16 protein-coding genes are annotated in these 18,144 nt (G+C 72.3%); 1 reads left to right on the top strand and 15 read right to left on the bottom strand.

Annotated features, from left to right (window positions below):
* Positions 1-60: 60 nt before the first annotated feature.
* The 9 genes from V6R91_RS13710 to rsmI all read right to left on the bottom strand — a co-directional run bounded on the left by V6R91_RS13710 (position 61) and on the right by rsmI (position 9,778).
* Complete coding sequence (locus V6R91_RS13710; protein ID WP_336395753.1) at positions 61-711, bottom strand: disulfide bond formation protein B; 651 nt, start codon at positions 709-711, stop codon at positions 61-63.
* A complete protein-coding gene (locus tag V6R91_RS13705; protein WP_157518237.1) occupies positions 708-866 on the bottom strand; it encodes a DUF5993 family protein in 159 nt (52 codons plus the stop codon). The genes V6R91_RS13710 and V6R91_RS13705 overlap by 4 nt, the downstream gene beginning before the upstream one ends.
* A gap of 228 nt (positions 867-1,094) precedes the next feature.
* A complete protein-coding gene (locus V6R91_RS13700) occupies positions 1,095-2,270 on the bottom strand; it encodes a glycoside hydrolase family 1 protein (protein ID WP_336395752.1) in 1,176 nt (391 codons plus the stop codon).
* 60 nt (positions 2,271-2,330) lie between these two features.
* Complete coding sequence (locus V6R91_RS13695) at positions 2,331-4,058, bottom strand: ABC transporter ATP-binding protein (RefSeq protein WP_336395751.1); 1,728 nt, start codon at positions 4,056-4,058, stop codon at positions 2,331-2,333.
* Positions 4,055-4,969 carry an ABC transporter permease gene (locus tag V6R91_RS13690; protein ID WP_067248214.1) on the bottom strand — a complete coding sequence of 305 codons (915 nt, stop codon included), beginning with the start codon at positions 4,967-4,969 and terminating at the stop codon, positions 4,055-4,057. Before V6R91_RS13690 ends, V6R91_RS13695 begins: the two co-directional genes overlap by 4 nt.
* Positions 4,966-5,946: an ABC transporter permease gene (locus V6R91_RS13685; protein WP_067248217.1), complete on the bottom strand. Its 981-nt coding sequence runs from the start codon at positions 5,944-5,946 to the stop codon at positions 4,966-4,968. The genes V6R91_RS13690 and V6R91_RS13685 overlap by 4 nt, the downstream gene beginning before the upstream one ends.
* Positions 5,943-7,610, bottom strand: coding sequence for an ABC transporter substrate-binding protein (locus V6R91_RS13680; protein ID WP_271061027.1), 1,668 nt, complete (start codon positions 7,608-7,610; stop codon positions 5,943-5,945). The genes V6R91_RS13685 and V6R91_RS13680 overlap by 4 nt, the downstream gene beginning before the upstream one ends.
* 144 nt (positions 7,611-7,754) lie before the next feature.
* Entirely contained in the window at positions 7,755-8,870 is a 1,116-nt protein-coding gene (locus tag V6R91_RS13675; protein ID WP_336395750.1) for a LacI family DNA-binding transcriptional regulator, read from the bottom strand.
* 86 nt (positions 8,871-8,956) lie between these two features.
* A complete protein-coding gene (rsmI, locus tag V6R91_RS13670) occupies positions 8,957-9,778 on the bottom strand; it encodes a 16S rRNA (cytidine(1402)-2'-O)-methyltransferase (protein WP_336395749.1) in 822 nt (273 codons plus the stop codon).
* A gap of 22 nt (positions 9,779-9,800) precedes the next feature.
* On the opposite strand from rsmI, the gene V6R91_RS13665 reads away from it, so the two are divergent.
* Positions 9,801-11,372, top strand: coding sequence for a dolichyl-phosphate-mannose--protein mannosyltransferase (locus V6R91_RS13665; protein WP_336395748.1), 1,572 nt, complete (start codon positions 9,801-9,803; stop codon positions 11,370-11,372).
* A gap of 121 nt (positions 11,373-11,493) precedes the next feature.
* Here the strand turns inward: V6R91_RS13665 and V6R91_RS13660 are convergent, their stop codons facing one another.
* The 6 genes from V6R91_RS13660 to V6R91_RS13635 all read right to left on the bottom strand — a co-directional run bounded on the left by V6R91_RS13660 (position 11,494) and on the right by V6R91_RS13635 (position 18,085).
* A complete protein-coding gene (locus V6R91_RS13660; protein ID WP_271061030.1) occupies positions 11,494-11,982 on the bottom strand; it encodes an Lrp/AsnC family transcriptional regulator in 489 nt (162 codons plus the stop codon).
* Position 11,983: 1 nt separating this feature from the next.
* Positions 11,984-13,393: an amino acid permease gene (locus tag V6R91_RS13655; protein WP_271061031.1), complete on the bottom strand. Its 1,410-nt coding sequence runs from the start codon at positions 13,391-13,393 to the stop codon at positions 11,984-11,986.
* Positions 13,390-14,475, bottom strand: coding sequence for a histidinol-phosphate transaminase (hisC, locus tag V6R91_RS13650; protein ID WP_336395747.1), 1,086 nt, complete (start codon positions 14,473-14,475; stop codon positions 13,390-13,392). The genes V6R91_RS13655 and hisC overlap by 4 nt, the downstream gene beginning before the upstream one ends.
* A gap of 250 nt (positions 14,476-14,725) precedes the next feature.
* Positions 14,726-16,591 carry a thioredoxin domain-containing protein gene (locus tag V6R91_RS13645; protein WP_336395746.1) on the bottom strand — a complete coding sequence of 622 codons (1,866 nt, stop codon included), beginning with the start codon at positions 16,589-16,591 and terminating at the stop codon, positions 14,726-14,728.
* Positions 16,592-16,633: 42 nt separating this feature from the next.
* Positions 16,634-17,470 (bottom strand): aldo/keto reductase, encoded by an 837-nt coding sequence (locus V6R91_RS13640; RefSeq protein ID WP_067248354.1) that lies wholly within the window; start codon positions 17,468-17,470, stop codon positions 16,634-16,636.
* Between the two features lie 9 nt (positions 17,471-17,479).
* On the bottom strand, positions 17,480-18,085 hold the full coding sequence (locus tag V6R91_RS13635; protein WP_067248351.1) for a TetR/AcrR family transcriptional regulator: 606 nt from the start codon (positions 18,083-18,085) through the stop codon (positions 17,480-17,482).
* Between the last annotated feature and the right edge of the window lie 59 nt (positions 18,086-18,144).

The following is an 18,144-nucleotide window of genomic DNA, read 5'->3' as shown; positions in this document are numbered from 1 at the left end:
TCTAGGCGGGACCGGCGACGCCCCCGCGCGGGTTACAGTCCAGGGGCGTCGCGCGATCGGTCACCCCTCGAAGAGGCGATAGCCGGTCGGGTTGTCGGGGAGGTACCAGTTCCAGCCGGCCTCGGCGAACACGACCACCGCGTTGATCGCCACGGTCAACAGGAACAGCGCGACGACGGCCCAGACGAGGACGCGCGCCGCCCGCCCGGCGGGGGCGACCGGGACCACCCATCGGCCGAGCACCAGCATCGCCGCGCAGAACACCAGGACGACGACGAAGCTCACCAGCGCCCAGGTGTAGAGGTGCATCCCGAGGACCGCGGTCCCGTAGCCCGGATCCCCCGGCGCGATGTGCAGGAGCACCTGGCGCCCCGACATCGCCATCCCGAGCACCGCACCGAGGATCGCGATCCCCGATCCGGTCGCCAGGGCCGCGAGCGAGCTCGTCCCGCGCAGCGCCCGCGCGACGACGTACAGGGGCCCCAGGCAGGCGAGCATCATCGCCATCCGCTGCGTGATGCACAGCGGACACGGGAACTCGCCCTGGGCGAACTGGAACCAGAACATCGCCGTGCTGAGGATGCCGACGTACGCGGCGAGGAATCCCACGTGCGCCCAGAACGACAGCAGACCGAGGATCCGCGGCGTCGCGACGCCGTCGTGCGCCGTCCCGGCCTCCGGCCCCGAGGGCAGTGCGTTCGTCGCGCTCACAGGCTCACCCCCAGCGGATCCGTCACGTGGTGCAGGAACAGCGCCGTCGCCATCCCGAAGGCGACGGCGACGAAACACAGCACGACCCACGTCCGTCTCGCGCGCAACGCAGCGACCGCGGCGGCGAGGATCAGCAGGAAGACGATCGCGTCCATGGGACCTCCTCCCGCCACCCTGCCGCACTTCCGCGCCGCGGGCCACGCCCCTAAGGGCTTTCCCTCACCGGCGAGGCCGACCGCCCGCGCGGAGATGTGTCGGTTCTGCGGACGGATCCGACACGAGGATCCGACGCGGGCGCACATCGCCGCATGAAGCCGTGCCGCATGAAGCCGTCCCGCACGAAGCCGTCCCGCACGCAGGGCTGCCGCCCGCGCCAGACGGGTTCAGTCGGCGAGGCCGCCTCGGCGAGCGACGTCGCCGAGCCAGGCGAGGCTGGGCTTCGGCGTGCGTGCGAAGGTCTCGTGGTCGAAGGCGATGAGCCCGAACGTCGGCCGGTAGCCGCTGGCCCACTCGTAGTTGTCCAGCGCGCTCCAGTGCTGGTAGCCGCGCACGTCGATCCCGTCGGAGATCGCCCGGTGCAGGCCCTCCAGCGCACCGCGCGTGTAGGCGATGCGGCGTTCGTCGTCGCCCGTCGCGATGCCGTTCTCCGTCACCAGCACGGGGACGCCGCCGGAGAGCTCCCACGCGCTGCGCACGCCGAGCTCCAACGCGTCCGGGAAGAACTCCCAGCCCGTGAGCGTCGTCTCCACGTCCGCCGACACGGGCACGGGACCCTCCGGCCCGATGAACGTGCGCGTGTACGCCTGCACCCCGACGAAGTCGTCGCCCGCCGACTGCTCCAGGTACCAGAAGTCCCGCGGGTACCCGTACTCGTGGAGCATCTCGTCCGCGCCCGGCTCGCCCGTCGAGTGGAACGCCTGGGTGGCGATCGTCCATCCCGCCCGGATCCCCGGCACGGTGTGCAGGATCTCGGACGCGCGCCGATGCGCGGCCAGCAGCGTGTCCGCGACGCCCAGGTCGGGCTTCGGAAGGCCGTGCGCCACGAGGTTGGCGGCGTCCTCCCCTCCCGCGAGCATGGCCGCGATGTTGGGCTCGTTGATCGTGCAGACGTACTCGACGCCGTCCAGGATCGGCAGCACCGTCTCCGTGTACCGGGCGAACAGATCCACGGCGTCGGCCGCACGCCAGAAGCCGTCCTCCTGGAACCACCGCGGCACGGTGAAGTGCATCAGCGTGACCGTGGGATCGAGGCCGTGCTCCCGCGCGGCGTCGATCATGCGCCGGTAGTGGTCGATCATGGCCCGGGACACGAAGCCGCGCTCCGGCTCGATGCGCGCCCACTCGACCGAGAAGCGGTACGAGTTCAGCCCCGCCTCGGCGAGCAGCCTCATGTCCTCCGGGTACCGGTGGAAGTGGTCGGCCGCGTCGCCGGAGGGCTCCACCATCGTGGTGCCCGGCGCATGCTCCATGACCCACCAGTTGCTGGCGATGTTGTTCCCCTCCACCTGATGGGCCGCCGTGGCGGCTCCCCAGAGAAAGCCATCGGGGAATGCGAGCACGAGTGCTCCCTTCTTGTCGTTTCGTTGCGGTTCGGTGTCGGCGCGCGCGGCGCCGCCGGTTCAGCGGGCGCGCGCCGGGTTGGGCACGGCGTCGAGGAGCTCGACGGTGTACGGGTCCTCCGGGTGGCGGAGCACCCGGGCGGTCTCGCCGCGCTCGACGACCCGGCCGCGGTTGAGCACGAGGATGTTCTCGGTGACGAGCCGCGCGCTCAGCAGGTCGTGGGTGATGTAGAGCATGCTGATCCCCCAGCGCTCGCGCAGATCCTCCAGCAGCGCCAGCACCCCGGCGCGGAGGGACACGTCCAGCATCGACACGGGCTCGTCCGCGACGAGCACCTGCGGGTCGCTCGCGAGCGCCCGCGCGATCACCACGCGCTGGCGCTGGCCGCCGGACAGCTGATGCGGGAGCTTCGCCGCGAACTGCTCCACCGGCGTCAGGCCCACGGTCTCCAGCAGCTCCAGGACGCGCGCCCGCGCCTCGCGCCCCCGGAGCCCGGTGTAGTTCACCACGGGACGGGTCAGCGCGTACTCCACCGTATGCAGCGGGTTCAGCGCCGCGTACGGGTCCTGGAACACCATCTGCACGTCCTTGCGGAGGTCGCGAAGGCCCCGTCGCCGGAGGGCCGGGACGTCCACGTCGCCGAAGCGGATCGCACCCGCCGTCGGGCGCTCCACCCCGGTGATCAGCTTCGCCAGCGTGGACTTCCCGGATCCGGACGCGCCCACCAGGGCGAGCGCCTCCCCCGGCTCCAGCCGGAACGAGACGTCGTCCACGGCGGTCACCGGGCGCTCGCCGCGGCGGGGCGCCGGATAGACCTTGGACACGCCGTCGACGACGATGGCCGCATCGGCCCGGCGGGTGGTGCGCGCGGACACGGTCGGCACGGTCTCGGTCACGTCCGTGCGCGCCTTGCCCTCGCGCCGGCGGGTGCCGAGGTCGACGAAGCCGGGGATCGAGATCGACTCGGCGCGCGGGTCGGCGTAGTGGCTCAGCAGCATCCGCGTGTACTCGTCCTGCGGCCGCTCCAGGATGTCCCGGCTCGGCGCGTCCTCGACGATGCGTCCCTCGTGCATCACCATCACGCGGTCCGTCGCCTCCAGCACGATACCGAGGTCGTGGCTGATGAGGATCGCGGTGAACCCCTCCGTGCGCTGCAGCGACCGGATCGTGTCCATCACCGCGTGCTGGACGAGCACGTCGAGCGCCGTCGTCGGCTCGTCGAACACCATGAGCTGCGGCTCGAGGGACAGCGCGATCGCGATCGACGCGCGCTGCCGCATGCCCCCGGACAGCTCGCTCGGGTAGCGCGCCAGCACCTCCGGCCCGAGCCCGACCTTGCCGACGAGCTCCCGCATCCGCTCGTCGCGGCGTTCGCGCGGGACGTGGTCATGGGCCGCGAAGACGTCGGCGAAATGCGAGCGGATCGTCCGCACCGGGTTCAGCGCGTTCATCCCGGACTGCAGCACCATGGCGAAGCCGCCCTGCCGCTGGCGGCGCAGCTGCTCCGCATCGAGCTCCCGGATGTCGCGACCGCCGAACAGGATCCGTCCCCCGCTGATGCGCGCCGGCGGCTTCTGCAGGCGGGTGAGCGCGAAGCCGAGCGTGGACTTGCCGGATCCCGACTCGCCGACGAGGCCGACGAACTCGCCGCGGCGCAGGGTGAAGGAGACGTCCTCGACGGCCCGCACGGGGGCGAGCCCCGGCGACGCGTACTCCACGGACAGCTCCCGGACGTCGAGGAGGACCTCGGGCTCCGCCGGCGTCGACGCGGTCGTCGTCGCGTTCATCGGCCCTTCCCTTCCCGCAGGCGCGGATTCGAGATGCCGTCCACGCCGAAGTTGATGAGTGTGAGGCTGAGCGCCAGGAGCGCGATGCACAGGCCGGGCGCGAACAGGAGCAGCCACTGTCCGGTCAGCAGCGAGTTGGAGTTCTGGGCCCAGTAGAGCATCGTGCCCCAGCTCACGATGCTGGAGTCGCCGAGGCCGAGGAACTCCAGGCCGGCCTCCGCGAGGATCGCGGCCGTCGCCGCCCCGAAGAGCGTGCCGGCGATGATCGAGGTCATGTTCGGCAGGATCTCCCGGAACACGATCCGTGCGGGACTGTCGCCGGAGAACTGCGCGGAGGCGACGAAGTCCCTGCCCCGCAGCGACTGGGTCTGGCTGCGCAGCACCCGCGCGCCCCACGCCCAGCCGGTCACCACGATCACCGCGACGATCATGAGGATCCCGCCGTTCTGGAGGTACGCGGCGATCACGATCATGAGCGGAAGGCCCGGGATGACGAGGAACAGGTTCACCACGAACCCGACCGCCTCGCCCGCGAAGCCGCGAAGGTAGCCCCAGCTCAGTCCGATCAGCACGGCGACGACCGTGGAGAGGATCCCCGCCGCGAAGCCGACGAGCAGGCTGATCTGCGCGCCGTGGATGAGCTGGCTGAGCACGTCCTCGCCCGCCGCCGTCGTCCCGAGCCAGTGCGCGGCGGACGCGTCGGCGTTGCGCTCGAACGAGGTGTCCTTCGGGTCGTACGGCGCCAGCAGCGGCGCGAACACGGCGACGAGGACGAAGAAGGCGAGGATGCACAGGCCCAGCCGCGCCTTGCCGTTGCCCCACAACGTGCCGACCATCCGGCCGAGGGAGCGCCAGCGGCTCGGCGACGCGATCGTCGTCGGAGGCGTCTTGAGGTTCATCGTGGTGGTCATCGGCGGGTCCTTGGGTCCAGCACGCCGTACAGGATGTCGACGAGGAAGTTGGCGACGAGCACGCTGACCGTGATCATCAGGAACAGCGCCTGCATGAGCGGGTAGTCCTGCCCGATCACGGCGTTGAACAGCAGGTACCCGATGCCGGGGTACCCGAAGACCTGCTCCACCAGGATCGAGCCGCCCACGACGCCGCCGAGGGTGAGCCCGAACCCGGTGAGGTTCGGCAGGATGGCGTTGCGCGCCGCGTACCGCAGGGCGATCGTGCGTCCCTTCAGCCCGTTGGCCTCGGCGAAGGTGACGTAGTCGTCGCCGAGGGTGTTGATCATCGCGTTGCGCATCCCGATGATCCAGCCGCCGAGCGACGTCAACAGGATCGTGAGCGCGGGGAGCGTCGCGTGCCGGAGGAGGTCGGCGAGGAACTCCCCCGTGAAGCCGGGCGTGGTCGTCGCCGCATACGCCCCCGTCGTCGGGAACCAGTGCAGCACGTAGCCGAGGAAGAACAACAGCAGCAGCGCGGTCCAGAAGTACGGGAAGGTGCTGAGGAACGAGCCGGTCAGAGTCGGCAGCGAGTCCAGCCACGTGCCCCGCCGCCAGGCGGCGGCGACGCCGATGAGCGTGCCGATCACGAACGCGAGGATCGTGACGATGCCGACCAGGCCGATCGTGTACGGCAGGGCCGTGGACACCATGCTCGCCACGCTCTGCGGATAGAACGTGTAGGAGACCCCGAAGTCGAGGCGCACGACCTGCCCCAGGTAGGCGACGTACTGGTCCCACAGCGAGCCGCTCGGCACGCCCAGCTGCGCCTCGATGGCGGCGCGCGTGGCCTCGGACACCGGGCCGTTCTGCGACAGCTTCGCGATCGCGGCGTCCGCCGGCGAACCGGGCATCAGCCTCGGCAGGAAGAAGTTCAGCGTGACCGCCGCCCACAGCGTGAGGACGAACAGCCCGAGCTTCTGCAGCAGATATCTCATTCGCCCGCCTCCTCGTCCGTGCGCTGGAGGCGCGTGAAGATCATCAGCGGCGCCGAGTCATAGTTCTGCGGGATCATGTACGGGTCCTCCGCGGACGGCCAGCCGGTGAACTTCGCGTCGTTGAACAGCCCCCAGATGCCGCCGTAGTACATCCCGATCACGGGGAGCTCGTCGTAGACGATGCCCTGCAGCTCCCTGACGATCTCGGCCTGCCTGCCCTCGTCCACCGTGGAGCGGTACTCGGCGAGCAGCGCGTCGGCGCGGTCGGAGCGGTACCGCTGGAAGTTGTTGGACGTCGCCTCCCCGGTCGGGACGTAGAAGTCGCTGGACAGGAGGCTGTTGAACGCCTGGAACACGTCGCCGTTGCCCATGCCGCCGATCGCCATCTCGAAGTCGCCGTTGCTGATCGCGCTCTGGTAGCCGGCCGGCTGCGGCAGGACGAGCTTCACGGTGATCCCGACCGCGTCGAGCTGGCGCTGCACCGCCTGCGCCGCGCGGGTCCAGTCCGAGTAGCCGTTGGCCGTGGTGAGCGAGAACTCCAGCGGGTTGCCGTCCGGGCCGACGAGACGGTCGCCCTGGAGGGTGAAGCCGGACGCGGCGAAGGCGGCGAGCGCGGCGTCCCGGTCCTGGGCGATCATCCCCTGATCCGGGATCGACGGATCCAGGTACTCCTCCTGGTTCGGCAGGATCAGGCCGGTCTGCCCCGCCGCCTGCATGTACCCCTCGGACGCCGTCTCCGCGATGGCCTCCCGGTCCAGCGCGAGGGAGATGCCCCGGCGGACGTTCACGTCGTCGAAGGGCGCCTTCTCCAGGTTCGGCATGAGCGAGATCACTCCGCCCGCGGGGAACCACCACTGGTTGTGAGGGCTCGCCGCGCCCCACGTGCCCTCGATGTCGGACATGAACGAGTAGGCCCAGTCGTACCCGCGGGAGACGGTGTCGAGCTGGGTGTTCGTGGACGGCAGCAGCACGTGCTCGATCTGCACCTTGTCGGCCTGCCAATAGCCGTCGTACTTGTCCATCGAGTACTGCTGGTCGTTGTAGTTGCCGAGGACGAACGGCCCGGTGCCGACCGGCTCCTCGTTGCGCCACGTTCCCGGGTCCTTCACCTCGGACCAGATGTGCTCGGGCACGATGAGGGTCTGCCCGATGATCGAGAGCGAGGGCGCGTCCTCGCTCTTCAGCCGGAACGTCACGGTGTCGCCCGAGGTCTCGATCGTGTCGACGTGCTGCCACGCCCCCTTGATGTCCAGGGACGGGGTGTCCTTCAGCATCTGGAACGTGAAGGCGACGTCGTCCGCCGTGAACGGCGTGCCGTCGCTCCACTCGACCCCCTCGCGCAGCGTCATCACGATGGTGCGGGCGTCGGGCTGGGCCCAGTCCGTGGCCAGCCAGGGGTGGCGCGCGCCGTCGAGCGGGTTGATCAGGATCAGCGGCTCGTAGATCCATCGCGACGCCGTGCGCGTGTTGGTCAGGTACGGGTTGAAGTTGCGGGTGAACAGCGGGTTCCCGTGATCGGCGTTGATGAGCATCGTGTCGTCGCCGATCGAGGGATCCGGCTGGGACGTGATCTGGATGCTGCACCCGCTGAGGGCGAGCGCGGCGGCCGCGAGACCGGCGGCGGCGATGCGCCTCCAGCGTCCGCTCGTGTGCGTCTGTGTCACGGTGTGACCCCATGTCGTCTCTGTCATCAGGGCCTCCCGAAGCTCGGGGGCCTGCGCGGCGTCCCTGCCGCGCCCTCTGATTGTAAGCGCATACATTTGACGATCACAACCCCCTCCGCCCGGGCGGGCCCGAGTCGGCGGTGTTCAGGCCGGAGGCAGGGAGCTTGCGCGCAGCACGATCTCGACGGGCAGCCGGACCGACATCGGCGCGGCGTCGCGATCCTCCAGGCGCCGTGCGAGCACCTGCACCGCGGCTCGGCCGAGCTCGATCATCGGCTGGCGCACGGTGGTCAGTCGCGGCGAGGCATGCGCGGCGGCGTCGATGCCGTCGAAGCCGGTGACGACGAGGTCCTCCGGAACACGGATCCCGGCGTCGCGGAAGCCGTCGAGCGCCCCCAGCGCCATCTGGTCGTTGGACGACATCAGCGCCGGGGGCAGTCCGCTCGCCCGCAGCTCGTCGGCGACACGCCGGCCCGAGGCCCGGGTGAAGTCGCCGCGCAGCACGCGGACCTCGTCGATCGCGATGCCGGCGTCCGCGACCGCGCGTGCGAACCCGGTCCACCGCTCCGCGCTGTCCGGGGAGTCCGCCGGCCCCGCGACGTACGCCGGCGCCCGCCCACCGGTCCGCGCCAGCACGTGGCGCGTCAGTTCGGCCATCGCCTCGGTGTTGCTGACGGTGACGTGGTCGAAGCGGTCACCGTGCGCCGGCCCCGACAGCACGACCACCGGGATCCGCTGCGCGAGGTGGTCGAGCTCGTCGTCCGGCACGCTGGAGGCGAGGACCACCAGGCCGTCCACGCGCCCGGCCATGTCGCGCACCGTCGAGCGGACGGGATCGTCCCGGCCGACCCCCACCATGAGGACGAACCCCTGCCGCCAGGCTTCGAGCTCCGCGCCGCGGAGCACCTCGTCCATGAACAGCATGGATCCCTGCGCGTCCTCGGGCCCGGCCGCGTCCTCCGGCTCGCGCGCCACCGTGAAGGGCGGCGCCGGCGAGGCGTCGCCCGCGAGAGCGTCGAAGTCCAGCACCTCGTCGACCGCGTCGAAACCCGGGAAGTACAGGCCGAGCACGCCGGTGCGCCGTTCGGCGAGCCCGCGGGCGCTGCCGCTCGGGACGTAGCCGAGGGCGGCGATCGCCGCATGCACGCGGTCGCGGGTCGCCGGACGCACCGCATCGGGCAGGCGAAGGACCCGCGAGACCGTCGCGATGGACACGCCCGCGTGCTCGGCGACGTCGTACACGGTCGGCGTCTTCGCCATCCGGCGCTCCTTCCGATGGCTCCGGTCTGCGGATGTCCCCAGGCTAACCGGCCAGCCGCAGGCCGGTTCACCGAGCACCGCCTCGCTCAGCGGCCACGGGCGGCGAGCGCCGCCTGGTAGAGCTCCCGCGAGGACAGCCCCGTCTGCGCGGCGACCTCGGCCGCGGCCTCCTTGAGCCGGACGCCGCCGGCGACGAGGTCCTGCACCTGCGCCAGCGCGTCGTCGGGCGACACCGAGCGCTCCGGCGCGCCCTCCACGACGACGACGATCTCACCCTTCACGCCCGCGGCGGCCCAGGCGGCCAGCTCGCGGGCCGTGCCGCGCCGGACCTCCTCGTACAGCTTGGTGAGCTCGCGGCACACGGCGATGCGGCGGTCGTCCCCGAACGCGTCGCCCATGTCGGCGAGCGTCGCCGCCAGCCGGGACGGCGACTCGAAGAAGATCAGCGTGCGCGCCTCGGCGGCGAGGGCGTGCAGCGCACGGGCGCGCTCCGCGGCCTTGCGGGGCAGGAAGCCCTCGAACGCGAACCGGTCCGTGGGCAGCCCCGACACCGCGAGCGCGGTGACCACGGCGCTCGGACCCGGGATCGACGTGACCGTCACGCCCTGCTCGACGGCCGCGGCCACGAGACCGTACCCCGGATCGCTGACGGTCGGCATCCCCGCATCGCTGAGCACGACGAGGTCCTCGTCCGCGGCGATCGCCGCCAGCTCCGCGGCCCTCGCCTTCTCGTTGTGATCGTGCAGGGCGATGAGGCGTGGCCGGTTGCCGATGCCCAGCGCCTGGAGCAGCCGCTGCGTCGTCCGGGTGTCCTCGGCGGCCACCACCACGGCGTTCTCCAGCACCTCGATCAGACGCGCCGAGGCGTCGCCGAGATTCCCGATCGGGGTCGCCGCGAGGATCAGCACCTGCCCAGCATAGGCTGGGCGGGTGACCGCGCCTCTGCTCCCCTCCGTCGACCTGCGGCCGACCGCCTGGGAGCGGGTGCGCGCCTCCTGGATGCTGGAGCCGGGCCGCCGCCGTCTGATGACGTGGCTCGCGCCGCTGGCGCTGACGCTGTTCGCCGGGATCCTTCGCTTCGCGAACCTCGGCCATCCCCACTCGCTCGCCTTCGACGAGACGTACTACGTCAAGGACGCGTGGTCGCTGTGGGTGCAGGGGTACGAGGGGGTCTGGCGGGATGCCGACGGAGCCACCGCGAACGAGCTGTTCGCACGGGGCGACACCAGCGCGCTCCAGACCGACACGAGCTTCGTCGTGCACCCGCCGCTGGGCAAATGGATCGTCGCGCTGGGGCTGGGCCTGCTCGGGCCGGGATCCAGCGCGGGCTGGCGGCTCATGACGGCGGTGCTCGGCACGCTCTCCGTGCTGCTGGTCTACCTCATCGCCCGCGAGCTGTCCCGCTCGATCGCCGTCGCCTCGATCGCCGGGCTGTTCCTGGCCGTGGACGGACTCGGGATCGTGCTCAGCAGGATCGCGCTGCTCGACGGGATCCTCACGTTCTTCGTCCTCCTGGGGTTCCTCTTCGTGCTCCTCGACCGGCGCCGGACGATGCACCGCCTCCAGGATCCGCGCACGCACGCCCGCGACGACGCCCCGCCCCTCTGGGGACGTGTGCTGTGGCGGCGCCCCTGGATCGTGGCCGCCGGGCTCGCCCTGGGCGCGGCGACGGCGGTGAAGTGGTCGGGTCTGTACGCCCTGGCGGCGCTCGGACTGTACCTCGTCGTCACGGACGCCCTCGCCCGCCGCCGTGCCGGCGTGGTGCTCTGGCCCACGGATGCGGCGCTGCGGCAGGGGCCGGTGTCGTTCCTGCTCCTCGTCCCCCCGGCCCTGGTCGTGTACCTCGCCTCCTGGGCCGGGTGGTTCGCGAGCACCGGCGGCTACGACCGGCGGATCGATCCGAATCCGTTCGTCGGACTGTGGAAGTACCACGAGGCGATCATGGGGTTCCACGTCTCGCTCACGAGCGGGCACCCGTACGCCAGCCCCGCATGGCAGTGGCCGCTGCTACTGCGTCCGACGGCGGTGTGGGTCGGCGGGCGGGACGCGCCGTGCCCCGGATCGGACGACTGCATCGCGACGATCTCGACCATCCCGAATCCGCTGCTGTGGTACCTGGGCGTGGCGGCGGCGCTGTACCTGCTGTTCCGGTTCGTGCGCGGTCTGGGTGAGGGGCGGCCGATGCCCTGGTCGTTCGCGATCCCGCTGGTCGGGCTCGCGGCGACGTACCTGCCGTGGCTGCTCGTCCCGGGCCGCACGATCTTCCAGTTCTACACGGTGGCGATGGCGCCCTTCCTCATCCTCGCCCTCGTGCTGACGCTGCGGGAGATCGCCGGGTCGCCGGATGCCCCGCGACACCGCCGGCAGGCCGGACAGCGCACGGTGCTCGTCGTCGTGGTCGCGGTGCTGCTGGTGTCCGCGTTCTTCTATCCGCTCTGGACCGGCATCGCCGTGCCCTACGACTTCTGGCTCCTGCACAACTGGATGCCGAGCTGGGTCTGATCCGACCGCACGCCGGGGTGACGTGTCCCGATCTGCACACATCGCCCCGATCTGCACAGGATCCCTGCGGGTCCGTGTGCAGATCGGGACTCGATGTGCGGATCGGGACGACGGCGGGGAGCTAGACCGAGACCCCCGGGCCTCCGGCGACGTGATCCACCAGCGGCAGCGTGCGGTTGGACAGGTGCGTGCGCATCGCGATCGACGACGCCGTCCTCGCGACGCCAGGGACCAGTGCCACGCGGTCCAGCACGTCCTGGAGCTGCTCGGCGTCGTGGGCGGCGAGGCGCAGCTGCATGTCGCTGGCCCCCGTGACGGTGTACATGTCGATGATCTCCGGCACCGCGTCCGCCAGCGCCGCCGCCACCTCGTCGTGACCGATCTTCTGATCGATCTCCACCAGGCAGAACGCGACCAGTCCGTAGCCGAAGCCGCCCGGATCGACACGGGGCACGATCCCCTCGATCACGCCGGCCTCGTGGAGCCGCACGAGTCGGCTGGTCACCGTCCCGCGGGCGACGCCCAGCCGACGCGCACACTCCAGCACGGGCAGCTGCGGCGTCTCGGTGAGCAGGCGGATGAGGTCGGCGTCGAGCCGGTCGATGCGCACGTCACGCCCCGTCGGCGTCGGTCTCGCGCAGCACGCCCGGGCGGGAGATCCCGCGGGTGAGCCGCGCGATCACGAGGAGTGCCACCGTGAGGCCCAGGGTGAGCAGCAGCTGCGTGCGCGCGGCCGCGTCGGTCATCGCCAGCACGATCACCCCGACCAGCAGGGCCAGGCAGAGCCACGAGAGCCACGGGAAGCCCCACATCCGCACCGGCATGTCCTCGCCGGCGCGGTCCGCGCGACGGCGCAGCACGATCTGCGCGACGGCCGTCGAGACCCAGATCACCAGCAGCGTGGATCCGACGACGTTCAGCAGGGCCGGCAGCACGACGTCGGGGAACGCCCAGTTCAATCCGACGGTCACGAAGCCGAACGCGACCGAGGCGAGCACGGCCACCCGGGGAACGCCCGCCGCGCTCGTGCGCGTGACGACCTGCGGGGCGAGCCCGCGCTCGCCGAGCGAGAACGCCATCCGCGAGGCGCCGTAGATGTTGGCGTTCATCGCCGACAGCAGCGCGACGACGACGATCACCGACATCACCAGGTCCACGCCGGGCACCCGGATCGTCGCCAGGACGGCGGAGAACGGGCCCTCCTTCACCGCGGGGTCGTTCCAGGGCAGGACCGTCACGATCACGAAGATCGACCCGAGGTAGAAGACGAGGATGCGCACCATCACCTCGCGCACGATGCGCCGGATGTTGCGGGCCGGGTCGTCGGACTCGGCCGCCGCGATCGCGACGACCTCGGTGCCCCCGAACGCGAACACGACGATCAGCAGCGCGGCCGCGACACCGGCGACGCCCGCAGGAGCGAAGCCGCCGTGAGCCACGAGGTTGCCGATGCCGGTCGCGGGCACGCCGGGGATCAGGCCGAGGATCGCGCACACCCCCACGACGAGGAAGGCGATGATCGCGATGACCTTGACGGCCGCGAACCAGAACTCGAAACGGCCGTAGTTGCGCACGCCGAAGAGGTTGACCGCGGTCAGGGCGGCGACGAACACGAGCACCCAGACCCAGGCCGGGACGCCCGGCACCCATCCGGCCACGATGCCGGCCGCGCCGGTCGCCTCCGCGGCGATCACGACGATGAGCTGGATCCAGTAGAGCCATCCGACCGCGCTTCCCGCGCTGCGTCCGAGGGCCCGCTGGGCGTAGGAGCTGAACGCCCCCGAGCTCGGACGCGCGGCCACCATCTCCGCGAGCATGGCCATGACGAGCACGACGATGGCGCCGCCGACGAAGTACGAGATCAGCACCGCCGGACCGGCGATCCCGATCGCCTGGCCGGAGCCGACGAACAGGCCGGCGCCGATCGCCCCGCCCAGACCCATCATGGAGATCTGGCGGCGGGTGAGGCCGGGCTGCAGGCCGCGGGTCGTGGTGGTGACGACGGGGACCTCGGCGCTCATGCGCGCACCCCCTCGACGGTGCGGGCGGCCAGCGCGGCGGCGACGCGGTCGACGTCCTCCCCCGATCCGGAGGAGATCCGCACCCCCTCCCCGGCGAACGTCCGGGCCACGACCCCGCCCGCGGTCAGCAGGTCGTCCAGCTCCGCGGCGCGGTCACCCGCCGGGACCCAGACGAAGTTGGCCTCGGAGGCGACGGCGGGCCACCCCGCGTCGCGGAGCATCCCGGCCAGCCGGTCGCGCTGCGCGACGACCTCGTCGATCCGGACCGCCAGCTCCGCCTCGGCGTCGAGCGACGCCAGGGCCGCCGCCTGCGCGAGGTCGGTCACGCCGAACGGCACGGCGACCTTGCGCTGGTCGTCCGCGACGGAGACCGGCGAGATCGCGTAGCCGATGCGCAGCCCCGCCAGACCGTACGCCTTCGAGAAGGTGTGGAGGACGGCCACGTGCGGGTAGCGCCGGAAGAGGTCGATCCCGAGACCCCGGGCCTCGCCGTCGACGCGCGCGGTGCGGTCGAAGTGGACGTACGCCTCGTCGACGACGACGAGCACGTCGCGCGGGACGGCGTCCACGAACCGCTCCAGCTCCGCGGCCGTCACGACGGTGCCGGTGGGGTTGTTCGGGTTGCAGACGAAGACGAGGCGCGTCCGGTCGGTGATCGCCGCGCGCATCGCGTCGAGATCGTGGCGGTGGTCGGCGTCGAGCGGCACGGGGACGGGCGTCGCCCCCGCGATGCGCACGAGGGACGGATAGGCCTCGAAGGAGCGCCAGGCGAAGACCACCTCGTCGCCTTCGCCGGCGACGGCGTGGATGAGCTGCGCTGCGAGCTCGACCGAGCCTGCGCCGACCGTGACCGAGCGCGGGTCCACGTCGTAGCGCCGCGCGAGGCGGTCGATCAGCGCGGCCGCGCTCATGTCCGGATAGCGGTGCAGTGCGGTGAGGCGCTCGCGGACCGCCTCCACCACCGAGGGCAGCGGAGGGTGCGGCGACTCGTTCGAGGAGAGCTTCGACGCACCGGCCGGGGCGGAGCGCCCCTGGCGGTACGCGGGCACGTGCGCGAGCGCGGGGCGCGAGGGGAGGGTCATCGTCAGAGCGTCCTTGCTGTGAGGGGTGGCGACCGGATCACCGGCACGTTGCGACACCCTAGGACGGATCGGTCCGATGAGGCAATCGGTTCAGCCATCCTTGCGCACGGCGCGCAGTCGCACCGGTTTCTCCGCATCGACACTGAACAGACTGCACAGTCCTTTCGCCTTCTTCCGGCGATCCGACGGGTGGCCCCGACCTCGCGCCGGCCCCGAGCCGAGGTCGGGCCGACGTCGCGCGGAACGCCCCTCAGCGCGTCCGGGCGATCGCCGACGGGTCGGACACCGGCAGGCGGCAGACGAAGGACCGGCAGTCGAACGCGACCCCGCCCGCTCCGCCCGCATCGGGCGACGCCGCCTTGCCGTCGAACAGGGCGAACCCCGCCTCGGCGAACGCGCGGGCCTGCGCCGGGGTGACGACGGCCACGAGGTCGGCGTCCGCGGCCCGTGCCGCGCGGGCCAGCGGCCCGTCGGGCGCGTCGGCGACCACGACGATCTGCCGGGGCGGTTCCGCCAGCCCGGCCGCCACCGCCAGCGTCGCGCTGTGGGCGAAGGGCTGCGCGAGAGCGCGGCCCGCCCGCTCGGCGACCTGCGCCTCCGCGCGAGCGCGATGCTCCTCCCCGGCCCCGAGGAGCCAGGCCGTCCGCTCGGCGGCGGCGAGGGCGGAGGCCCCGGAGGGCAGGTCCCCGTCGGAGTCGTCGCCGGTCCCGCCGATCCCGCGCGCCGACAGGACCGGGTCCCCGCCGAGCGACACGGCCTCGGACAGCACGGTGCGGGCGGTGGCGGCCCACTCCGCCTCACCGGTGGCGAGCGCGAGGGCGAACAGGCCGTCCGCGAGAAGACCGAGGTCGGCGCGTGTCGCGACCGCCGCGGCGGCGCGGCCGTCGGTGGAGGTCCGCACGAGCCGCCCGTCCGCGTCCCGGTTGACCCGGAGCACGAACCGGGCCGCCTCGGCCGCCGCCTCGATCCAGGTCGGCTCCGCCATCCGCGCCCCGGCGCGGGCGAGGGCGCCGATCGCGAGGCCGTTCCATCCGGTGACCACCTTGGCGTCGACGGCGGGCCGTTCGAGCCCCGCGCGCCCCGCCGCGTCGAAGGCGTAGTAGCCGCCCTCGCTGCGCAGCCCGTCGATCCACGACTCCGAGTCCTGGGCGGCGCCGAAGCCTCCGGAGAGGGCGTGCTCCCCCGCCGCGCCGGGTCGGCGAAGCACATCGAGCAGGAACCGGGCGATCCCGCGGGCGACGCTCTCGTCACCGGCGGCGAACGCGTCCGAGCACCGTGCCACGTCCAGGAGCTGGGCGTTGTCGGTGAGCATCCGCTCGTAGTGCGGCACGCTCCAGTCCCGCTGCGTCGCGTAGCGGAAGAACCCGCCGTCGACCGGATCCCGCAGGGGGCTGTCCGACATCGCGCGCAGCGCCCGCTCGGCGGCGCCCGCGGCGTCGGGGGCCTCGCGACGCACGACCGGCTGCTGCAGGAAACGCAGCGCGGTGGCCACCGGGAACTTCGGCGCCCCGCCGAATCCGCCGTGCACCGCGTCCTCGCGCGCGGCGATCCCGCGCGCGGCCTCGGCGAGCGCGGCGGCGCTCGGCAGCGGCGCGTCACCCGCGGCGGCGTCGGCCGCGGCCCGGACCAGCGCGTCGGCCACCGCGCCCGCCGACGCCTCGACGTCGGCGCGGCGCAGCGCCCAGGCCTCCCGGACCGCGCCGAGCACGTCGCGGAAGGCCGGCAACGGCGCCCGGGCGGTCGGCGGCCAGTACGTGCCGGCGTAGAACGCGTGGCCGCCGGGCGTGGTGAACACCGTCAGCGGCCAGCCGAGGTTCTGCGTGAATGCGGATGCGGCGGCCATGTACGCCGCGTCGACCTCCGGGTGCTCCTCGCGGTCGACCTTCACGGCGACGAACCCGGCGGCAATCGCGGCCGCGGTGACGGGATCCGCGAACGACTCCCGCGCCATCACGTGGCACCAGTGACAGGTCGAGTAGCCGATCGAGATCAGCAGCGGTACGTCGCGCCGCTCCGCCTCCGCGAACGCCTCCTCGCCCCAGGGGTACCAGTCCACCGGGTTGTCGGCGTGCGCGCGCAGGTACGGGCTCAGGGATCCCGCGAGCCGGTTCGCCATGATCCGCTCCTCGCTCTCGGTGCCCGTCCTGCGCGTGCGCCGTCAGTTCACGTCGTTCGGGTGGCTGCCGACGCGGCCCGACCCGTCGCCCGGGTCGATGGCGTCGATCGCCGCGAACTCCGTGTCGGTCAGGGTGAAGTCGAACACGTCGAGGTTCTCGCGCAGCCGCTCGGGGCGGACGGACTTCGGGAAGACGACGTTGCCGTGCTGCAGGTGCCAGCGCAGGACCACCTGGGCGGGCGTCTTGCCGTGCGCCGCGGCCGCGTCGGCGACGGCGGGGACGGAGAACAGGTCGTACTTGCCCTGCCCGAGCGGGCCCCAGGCCTCGATCCGGACGTCGTTGTCGCGGGCCCACGACACGACGTCGCGCTGCTGGTACGCGGGGTGCAGCTCGATCTGGTCCACGGCGGGGACCACGCCGGTCTCGGCGACGATGCGCTCCAGGTGCGGCACGAGGAAGTTGGAGACCCCGATGGAGGTCGACAGGCCCCGGTCACGGATCCCGATGAGCTTCTCCCACGCGTGCAGGTAATTGTCGTTCGCGGGGGTCGGCCAGTGCACGAGATAGAGGTCGACGCGGTCGAGGCCCAGCTTCTCCAGGCTCTCCGCGATCGCCGCGTCGGGCTCGTCGCCGTCGTGGCGGTCGTTCCAGAGCTTCGTGGTGACGTACAGGTCGTCCCGGGCGATGCCGCTGCGGGCGATGGCCGCACCGACGCCCTCTTCGTTGCCGTAGACCGCCGCCGTGTCGATGTGCCGGTATCCGGCTTCGAGCGCGTCGCTGACGGCCCGCTCCGTCTCCGCGGCCGGCACCTTGAAGACGCCGTAGCCGAGCTGGGGGATCCGATGGCCGTCGTTGAGTCCGAGAGTAGGGATCGTCATGTCCCCAGACTAGGACGCGGCGGCCGGCGCGAGGGCCGCGAAGGCCCGCTTCGCCAGCTGCGCGGGCGAGCCCTCGCCGTGCACGCCCGCCTCGGTCCTGGCCCACTCCTCCAGAGCCAGCCGGATGGAGGCGGTCGCGGCGGCGGCGAGGAGCCCGGCCTGGAAGCGGTCCGCGCCGGCCCGGTCCCGGATGATCGTCACGAGCCGGCGCTCCGACTCCTCGTTCACGCGCAGCCACACCGCGCGCAGCTCGCGGTCCTCGTCGATGCCGCGCAGGAGCGGCCGCATCCGGGCGAGCCCGTCGGCCTCCGCGTCGCTTCCGGGCGTGAGCTGGGCGCCCATCACCGCAGGGATCGCGACGGCGGGGTCGTCCGCGGACTCCGCCAGCGCCGCCTGCCACCGGGCGGCGCCGACCTCGAGGACGGGCGCGACCGCGTCCTCCTTCGTGGCGAAGTACCGGTAGAAGGTGCGCAGCGACACGCCCGCGCGCTCGGCGATCTCCGCGGCCGTCACGCCCGAGACGCCGCGCTCGGCGAACAGAGCGGCGGCGGCCTCGGCGATCTCCTGCGCGGTCTGGGCCCTCCGACGATCGCGCAGGCCCGGTGCCTCGTTCATCCTCCGAGGGTACGGGAATACCTGGCGCTCGCGCGTCGTTCGTGACAATATGACACGTT

The sequence above is a fragment of the Microbacterium sp. CCNWLW41 genome, from assembly GCF_037083505.1.
Note: the sequence above shows the minus strand (reverse complement) of the source record. Positions and strands in the feature narration are given on the sequence as shown.